A 7,777-nucleotide genomic window follows, 5' to 3' on the forward strand; every position below is an offset into this window, starting at 1 on the left:
AGCGCAAGTGCACTGCCGCCAATGGCGTCGTCCGGGCACGCCTTGAGAGACCACGGTCTCAGCGGCCGAAGACCACCCTGGAAACGTCTTGATAGACCTTGGCGAAATGCACCGTCACTCCCGCCTTGAGATAGTCCGGCAACTCGTCGTAATCGCGCTTGTTGGCCTCCGGCAGGATCAGTTCGAAGATCTCGCTGCGCCGGGCGGCAATCACCTTCTCGCGGATGCCGCCGACCGGTAGCACCTGCCCGGTCAGCGTCAGCTCGCCGGTCATCGCCAGCGGCCGGTCGATGCTCTGGTTCCGGGCCAGCGACATCAGCGCCGTGGTCATGGTGACGCCCGCCGAAGGGCCATCCTTGGGCGTTGCCCCCTCCGGCACGTGGAGATGGACGAACGCTTCGTTGAAGAAGTCGGCGTCGGCGCCATATTCGCCCAGGTGGCCCAGGGTATAGCTGTAGGCGATATTGGCCGACTCCTGCATCACCTCGCCCAGCTTGCCGGTGAGCTTGAAGCCACGGGTCAGCGCATGCACCTTGGTCGCCTCGATGGGCAAGGTGGCACCGCCCATGGCCGTCCAGGCCAGTCCGGTGACCACGCCAACGCCCTTGAGCACCTTCTCCTTGCGGAACAGCGGTGCGCCGAGGAACTCCTCCAGGTTGTTGACCGAGACCTTGACCGTCTCCTGGTTCTGCTCGAGCATCTTGACCGCCGCCTTGCGCACGATCCGGTGCAGCTGCTTCTCCAGCTGTCGGACGCCGGCCTCGCGGGCGTAGCCCTCGATCACCTGCTTGAGCGCGGCATCGGTCAGGTTGATGCGTTTCTTGGGGATGCGATCACGCTTCAACAGCTTCGGCCACAGATGGTGCTTGGCGATCGCCACCTTCTCCTCGGCGATGTAGCCCGAGAGCCGGATCTGCTCCATGCGATCGAGCAGTGGCCCGGGAATGGTGTCGAGCTGGTTGGCGGTACAGACGAACAGCACCTTGGAGAGATCCAGCCGCACGTCGAGGTAGTGATCGAGGAAATCGACGTTCTGCTCGGGGTCGAGCACCTCCAGCAGCGCCGAGGCCGGATCCCCCTGGAACGACTGTCCCATCTTGTCGATCTCGTCGAGCATGATCACCGGATTCTCGACCTCCACCTCCTTGAGCGCCTGCACCAGCTTGCCCGGCATGGCACCGATATAGGTGCGTCGGTGGCCCTTGATCTCCGCCTCGTCGCGCATGCCGCCCACCGAGAAGCGATAGAACTTGCGCCCCAGGGCATCGGCGATGGAGCGGCCGACGGAGGTCTTGCCCACCCCGGGCGGGCCGACCAGCAGCACGATGGAACCGCCCACATCGCCCTTGAACGACCCCTCCGCCAGAAACTCGATGATGCGTTCCTTGACGTCGTTCAACCCGTCGTGATCGCGATCGAGCACGCCGCGGGCCCGCTTGAGATCGAGCTGGTCCTCCGAGGTGATGCCCCAGGGCAGCGACGTCAGCCAGTCGAGATAGTTGCGGGTGGTGCCATACTCCGGCGAACCGGTCTCCAGCACCGACAGCTTGTTCAGCTCGTCGTCGATGCGCTCCTGAACCCGCTCCGGCACCCGCAGCGCCTCGAGACGGCCGCGGAAGGTGTCGACGTCGCTCTCGCGATCGTCCTTGGAGATACCGAGCTCTTTCTGGATGACCTTGAGCTGCTCGCGCAGGAAGAACTCGCGCTGGCGCTCCTGCATCTGCGAGTTGACCTGTTCGCTGATCTGGTTCTGCAGCTGGGCGACCTCGATCTCCTTGCGCAGCAGCGGCAGCACCTTCTGCATCCGATCCATGATCGGCAGGGTCTCGAGCACGTTCTGCAGCTCCTTGCCCTTGGCGGAGGTGATGGCTGCAGCGAAATCGGTCAACGGACCCGGTTCGTGCGGGCTGAAGCGGTTGAGATAGCTCTTCAGCTCCTCGCCGTAGAGGGGGTTGATGGGCAGCAGTTCCTTGATGCCGTTGATCAACGACATCGCGTAGGCGCGCGCTTCCTCCGCCTCGGCATCGACCGGCTCGCGAGGATAGGAGACCTCCACCAGGTAGGGCGGTGTCTTCGACAGCCAGCGGTGAATGCGAAAGCGCCGCATCCCCTGGGCGATGAACTGGATCTGCTGTTCCTCGGTCTGGTTGCGATGAACCTTCACCGCCGTGCCGATCTCCGGGAAGCTGCCGGGGTTCAATTCCTCCATGCCCACATCGCCCACGAACGCCACGCCCACCATGTGATGGGGGGTGTTGGCGACGCGCTTCATCGTCTCCTCCCAGCGCTGGCGCTGGATGATCAGCGGCTGCACCTGGGCGGGGAAGAAAGGACGGTTGTGGATGGGAAGGAGATAGATCCGTTCCGGCAGATAATCACCGGAAGGGACGACGGCACCGGCGGCTCGCTGCGACTTGGGGTCGCCTCCAACGGCGTCCTGGCTGGCTTCGAAGTAGTCCGTGGCGTCGCGGTCGTGTTCGCTCATCATTCACCCTGAGTTCGAGGCCAAAGCTGGCCGAATGACCAAGGGATGTGGGCACAGGGGCGGGAGTTCAAGTCGGCGACCGGAGATCGGCGCGGAAATCGTCGGGCCGCGCTCGAAAGCGCGGCCCCGTCAGGCATCTGGACGCTGTCAGCTCGAGTCGTTCGCCGGCGGCAACAGCGGTATCCGCTGACCATCGACGTCGAGGACGCCATCCGCCAGTTCGACCTGTAGCGGATCGCTGCCCAGCGGCAGTCCGAGCGTCATCAGCAGCATGGCCGGCGCGCCCTCGAGGGTGAGGCTGCCCTGCAGGCGGCGGAGGAGCCCACGCTCCAGCGCCTCGTCGCTCATCGTCTCGGGATCCCACGCTTCGATGCCGGCGCCATCGACACTGAGTTCGCCCTCGCCGCGCATCTTCATGCCCAGCATCGGGCTGTCGGCGCTGAGACTCTCCAGCGACAGGCGCGGCGACCCGGCGAGCAGCGCCTGGATCGACGGCTGCAACGGCGCCAGTGCGGACTCGAGCGCCTGGTCGTCATCGGCGTCGGCGGCGGTCTGAATGGCCGTCAGGTTCTCTTCCAGCGCCTTCGCCAGAGCCCGGTAGGCGTCACCGTCGACCCGATCCAGCGCCAGCGTGAAGCCGCCGCTGAAGACCGACTGATCCTGGATTCGGGTATCGCCCAGGTCGGCCTTCAGCTGCATCGTCAACTGATCGGCGTCGAGCGTCGCATCCACCGCGTAGCCGATATCCCGGGTGACCACGCTGGGGCTGCCGCTGGGCGTGACCGTCGTGGTGGGGAACGTCAGCGCCATCTCCTGATGGAACGCCTGGTCGTCGCCCTCGAACGTTCCGGAAACCGTCGCCCCCTCGATCAGGACGTCGGTCTGATCGTCGGTCAATCGCAGCCGCGGAGCCTCTCCTTTCATGGTGACATGATCGCCGACCTGCTCGACGTCGAGCGTCGATTCGGCGGACTCCAGCTGCATGTCACGAGCCGGCGTCACCTCCCCCGCGACCTCGCGTGCCGGCACGGTGACCGTCTGCGAGAAACTCGGCAGGGTGAAGTGGCCCTCCAGCTTCTGCTCGCGGGTCAGGAAGCGCCCGCTCCAGGTCATCGGCCCCTGGCTCTCGAGCACGTCGCCGAATAGCGTCTGGCCCCCATCATCGCGTACCTGCGCCTCTCCATCCAGGGTCGTCTCGAGCAGGCCATGATTCGCCCGATAGGGGACGTCGACCGCGACGGCGTCAGCGCCCCGCGCTACCGCGACATAACGCGCCTCGATGCTGCCGGATGAGTGAAACCAGCCGCTGTCGACCTCCTCGCGCGAGACCTTCCAGTCGGGGCGAGCGTCGAGCCGCGCGACCAGCTTGTCCATCTCGCTATCGAAGCGCTGGCTAGAATAGGCCTGGGCCCCCAGGTAGCCGCCGCCGGCCAACACGATCACGACCGCTCCTGCGATCATCCATTTACGCATGCACTGCTCCAGACGTTGACGTAAGAAACGCTGTTAGGAACCACTGCATAAATGCCTACAGGCGCGAATGGCTGTGTTGCGCGGTACTCGAGAACTCGCCTAACCCCATGTTATGTCTCGTTCTCTGCGTGCCGTGCGCCTTGCCCTTCATCGCCTTCGGCAATTTATTCAGCGTTTCCTTAGATCCACACTGACTCGGCCTGCATGGGACGTCGTCTTGTTTCGCTCGTGGCTCGTGGCTCGTGGCTCGTGGCTCGTGGCTCAATGCAGCCAGAACCAGAGGTGCATCGTGCTCCAGGCGTATACGCCGGCGAGGATATCGTCGAACATGATGCCGATCCCCCCGGCGACCCGGCGATCCACCCAGCGAATCGGCCAGGGCTTGAGAATATCGAAGACCCGGAAGACCACGAATCCCCACAGCGCGGCCTCCCAGGAAAACGGTACCGCCGCCATCGTGAGCCAGTAGCCCACGAACTCGTCCCAGACGATACCCGAATGGTCGTGCACCCCGAGATCGCGGGAGGTGGTTTCGCAGAGCCAGATCCCGACCAGCGTGGCCACGCCCATCAGCCCCATGTAGATTGCCAGCGGCAGTCCCGACAGCAACCAATAGAAAGGTATCGCCGCCAGCGTCCCGAAAGTCCCCGGCGCGAACGGCACGGCGCCACTGCCCAGCCCGAAGGCCAGGAAATGGGTCGGTCGACGCCAGACACTGGCGGGAGCCCGGTTCATGGGAGAACCTCCGGAAAGTGATCCCAGCCCTGGCGCTCGAGATAGCGGGGTTCGATGCCGTGAATGCCCGCGGCAGCGACGATTCGTCCGATCGGCGTCAACGGCAGGTGGAGCGGCGCCAGGCGGCGCTGCGCCTCGGCGAGATCGGCGGCGGCCATCGTCACCAGCAGTTCGTAATCATCGCCACCATTGAGCACTCGCTCCCGCACCTCGTCCAGCTCGAGAGTCGCCCGCAGCGGCGTCGCCAGCGGCAATGACTCGAGGTCGAGCCTGGCGCCCACTCCGGAGGCCGACAGCACGTGCCGGAGATCCGCCAGCAGGCCGTCGGAGATGTCGATGGCGCTGGTGGCCAGGTCGCGCAGCGCCTCCCCCGCCGACAGACGAGGCTCGGGGTGCAGATACGCCTCGAGCAGGGGGTGCCCCGGGTCGCGTTCGCCCTGCTGCCAACGGGCAAGGCCCGCGGCCGCGCGCCCCGGATAGCCGGTCACCGCGACCAGATCGCCTTCCCGGGCACCGCTGCGACGCAGCGCCTGCCCGGCCGGCAGTTCGCCATGGACCGTCACGCCGATCGTCAGCGCACCGCGAGTGACATCGCCGCCGACCAGTTCGCAGCCGCTGCGTTCGGCCAACCCACGGAATCCGTCGGCGAAGGCCTCGATCCACACCGGATCGGCAGCGGGAAGCGTCAGCGCCAGGCAGCACCAGCGGGCTCTCGCGCCCATCGCGGCGAGATCGCTCAAGGCCACCGCCAGGGCGCGATGGCCAATGGCCGCGGGCGGTGCGTCATGCGGGAAATGGACGTCGACCACCGACGTATCGACGCTGATCGCCAGCTGCTGCCCCGGAGAGGGTGCCAGCACGGCGCAGTCGTCGCCGTTACCGACGACGACATCGCTACGCCCGGCTGTCGCGGGTCGCGACAGGTAGCGAGCGATCAGGTCGAATTCGCTCAAGGAGGTGCGACTCATGTCAACGACGGCGTGCAGCGACCTCGGCGCCCCGCAGCCGCGAGGCGAGCTTGTCGAGTATGCCGTTGACGTATTTGTGGCCGTCGGTGGCGCCAAATATCTTGGCCAGCTCCACTCCTTCGTTGATCACGGCCCGGTAGGGAACCTCGGGACGGCGGGACAATTCGTAGGTGCCGAGGCGCAGAATGGCCAGCTCGATGCGGTCCAGGTCCTCCAGACGCCGATCGAGCAGTGGCGCGATCGCCGCGTCGAGCTCCGCGCGGTTGTTGGCCGTATTGTGAAGCAGGTCGTGGAACAGCGCCTTGTCGGCAATCTCCATCACCTTGTGCCAGTTCTCGTGATCCTCGAGATCCTCGTCGGCGATCTGGGAACGGAACTCGGCCTCGACGGCGGTGATCGACTTCCCGGTCATCTGCCACTGGTAGAGCCCCTGGACGGCAAGCTCCCGGGCTGCGCGACGGGACTCCTGGGCCGGTGTCGGCTGACGTGACGGTGAACTCATGCCTCGCCTCCCAGTCGCTTGAACAGCGATACCATTTCCATCGCCGCCATGGCTGCCTCGGTGCCTTTGTTGCCGGCCTTGGTGCCAGCACGCTCGACGGCCTGGTCGATCGAGTTGACCGTCAGCACGCCGTTGGCGATGGGCGTCACGAACTCCAGTTGCAGGCTGCTCAACGACGAGTTGCAGTTGCCCGCGACATATTCGAAGTGCGGCGTGCCGCCACGGATCACCGCGCCCAGCGCGACGACGGCGTCGGGGCGGGAAACCTGCAGTACGCGCTTGACCGCCAGCGGCAGCTCCCAGGCGCCGGGGACGTGGATCAGCTCGATGTTCTCTTCACTGACGCCGTGCCGCGTCAGGCTGTCGACGGCACCCTCGACGAGGCTGTCGACGACATGGTGATTGAAGCGGCCCACGACGATGGCGTAACGGCCATCGACATCGGTGAACTGACCTTCCAGTTGCGCGATCGGTTGCATTGTCGGGTTCCGGATACACTGCGTCAGGTTCGTCAGTCACTCGAACCTGAACGCGATAAAACAGACTGATTGGCCGGCGCCAGAACCTAGCGCTCGGCGCGCGAAGCCGGCCATCTTACCATGGCCGCGCGGCCATACCATGCTCACACGAGCTGTGACTCGAATCTCGGTCAGGCGTCGCCGCTGACCAGTTCGACCACCTCGAGATCGAAACCGGAGAGCGCCGAGAAACGCCACGGCGAGCTCAACAGTCGCATCTTCCCGACACCGAGCTGACGCAGAATCTGCGCCCCGGTGCCGATGGAAAGGAAATTCCCGGCACCATCGGTGGCGCTGCTGCGCGGCGACGCCCCCCGCCCGAGGACGTCGTCGAGCTGCTGCTTGAAGTCGCCCGGCGGGCGCGCATCATCCAGCAGCACGAAAACGCCTGACTCCGCCCGGCCGATCTCGGCCAGTGCCGTGTGGGCGGTCCAGTGGCTGTCCGCCCGGCACAGGGCCAGCAGATCGCGGAGGGTATCGCCGCCATGCACCCGCACCGTCGTCGGCGTGTGCCGGGAGGGCTGCCCCTTGACCAGCGCCAGGTGATGCCTGTCCTGAACGGTGTCGTGGAAGACATGCATCGTCATGTCGCCGAAGGCCGTTCGAACCGGCATCTGCTCGACGGCGTCGACGGTGCGCTCGTTGAGCATGCGGTAGTGGATCAGGTCGGCAATGGTGCCGATCTTGATGCCGTGTTCCGCCGCGAACCGCTCCAGCTCCGGCCGCCTCGCCATGGTGCCGTCGTCGTTCATGATCTCGCAGATCACGCCCGTCGCCTCGAAACCGGCCATGGCGGCCAGGTCGCAGGCCGCCTCGGTGTGACCGGCACGGCGGAGCACGCCCCCCGGCTCCGCCATCAGCGGAAAGATATGCCCCGGCTGGACGATATCTTCCGGCTTGGCGCCACGCGCCGCCGCGGCACGCACGGTGAGAGCGCGATCCGCTGCAGAAATGCCGGTGGAAACGCCGGTGGCGGCCTCGATGGAGACGGTGAACTTGGTGCCGTAGCCGGAGCCGTTGTCGCTGACCATCAGCGGCAGCTTCAGCTGCTGGCAGCGCGCCTTCGACATCGGCTGGCAGATCAGGCCGCGAGCGT

The 7,777-nt window shown here is 65.8% G+C and carries 7 protein-coding genes; all 7 read right to left on the minus strand.

The features are described from left to right. Positions 1–58: 58 nt before the first annotated feature. On the minus strand, positions 59–2,485 hold the full coding sequence (gene lon / locus Q0602_RS04580) for an endopeptidase La (protein ID WP_298839590.1): 2,427 nt from the start codon (positions 2,483–2,485) through the stop codon (positions 59–61). Positions 2,486–2,632: 147 nt separating this feature from the next. Beyond that, the gene (locus Q0602_RS04585; protein WP_298839593.1) at positions 2,633–3,958 is read right to left on the minus strand and encodes a DUF945 family protein; all 1,326 of its coding nucleotides are present in this window, start codon (positions 3,956–3,958) and stop codon (positions 2,633–2,635) included. A gap of 261 nt (positions 3,959–4,219) precedes the next feature. Next, on the minus strand, positions 4,220–4,693 hold the full coding sequence (locus Q0602_RS04590) for a phosphatidylglycerophosphatase A (protein ID WP_295036864.1): 474 nt from the start codon (positions 4,691–4,693) through the stop codon (positions 4,220–4,222). Continuing rightward, a complete protein-coding gene (gene thiL / locus Q0602_RS04595; protein WP_298839596.1) occupies positions 4,690–5,646 on the minus strand; it encodes a thiamine-phosphate kinase in 957 nt (318 codons plus the stop codon). The genes Q0602_RS04590 and thiL overlap by 4 nt, the downstream gene beginning before the upstream one ends. A 16-nt stretch (positions 5,647–5,662) precedes the next feature. Beyond that, entirely contained in the window at positions 5,663–6,163 is a 501-nt protein-coding gene (nusB, locus tag Q0602_RS04600; RefSeq protein ID WP_110603001.1) for a transcription antitermination factor NusB, read from the minus strand. After that, complete coding sequence (ribE, locus tag Q0602_RS04605; RefSeq protein ID WP_295036869.1) at positions 6,160–6,642, minus strand: 6,7-dimethyl-8-ribityllumazine synthase; 483 nt, start codon at positions 6,640–6,642, stop codon at positions 6,160–6,162. Before ribE ends, nusB begins: the two co-directional genes overlap by 4 nt. A gap of 170 nt (positions 6,643–6,812) precedes the next feature. After that, positions 6,813–7,777, minus strand: a 965-nt coding sequence (locus Q0602_RS04610; RefSeq protein ID WP_298839601.1) for a 3,4-dihydroxy-2-butanone-4-phosphate synthase, incomplete at its 5' end; no start/stop codon positions are given.

It is taken from the genome of uncultured Salinicola sp. (genome assembly GCF_937921195.1).
Lineage (GTDB): Bacteria > Pseudomonadota > Gammaproteobacteria > Pseudomonadales > Halomonadaceae > Salinicola.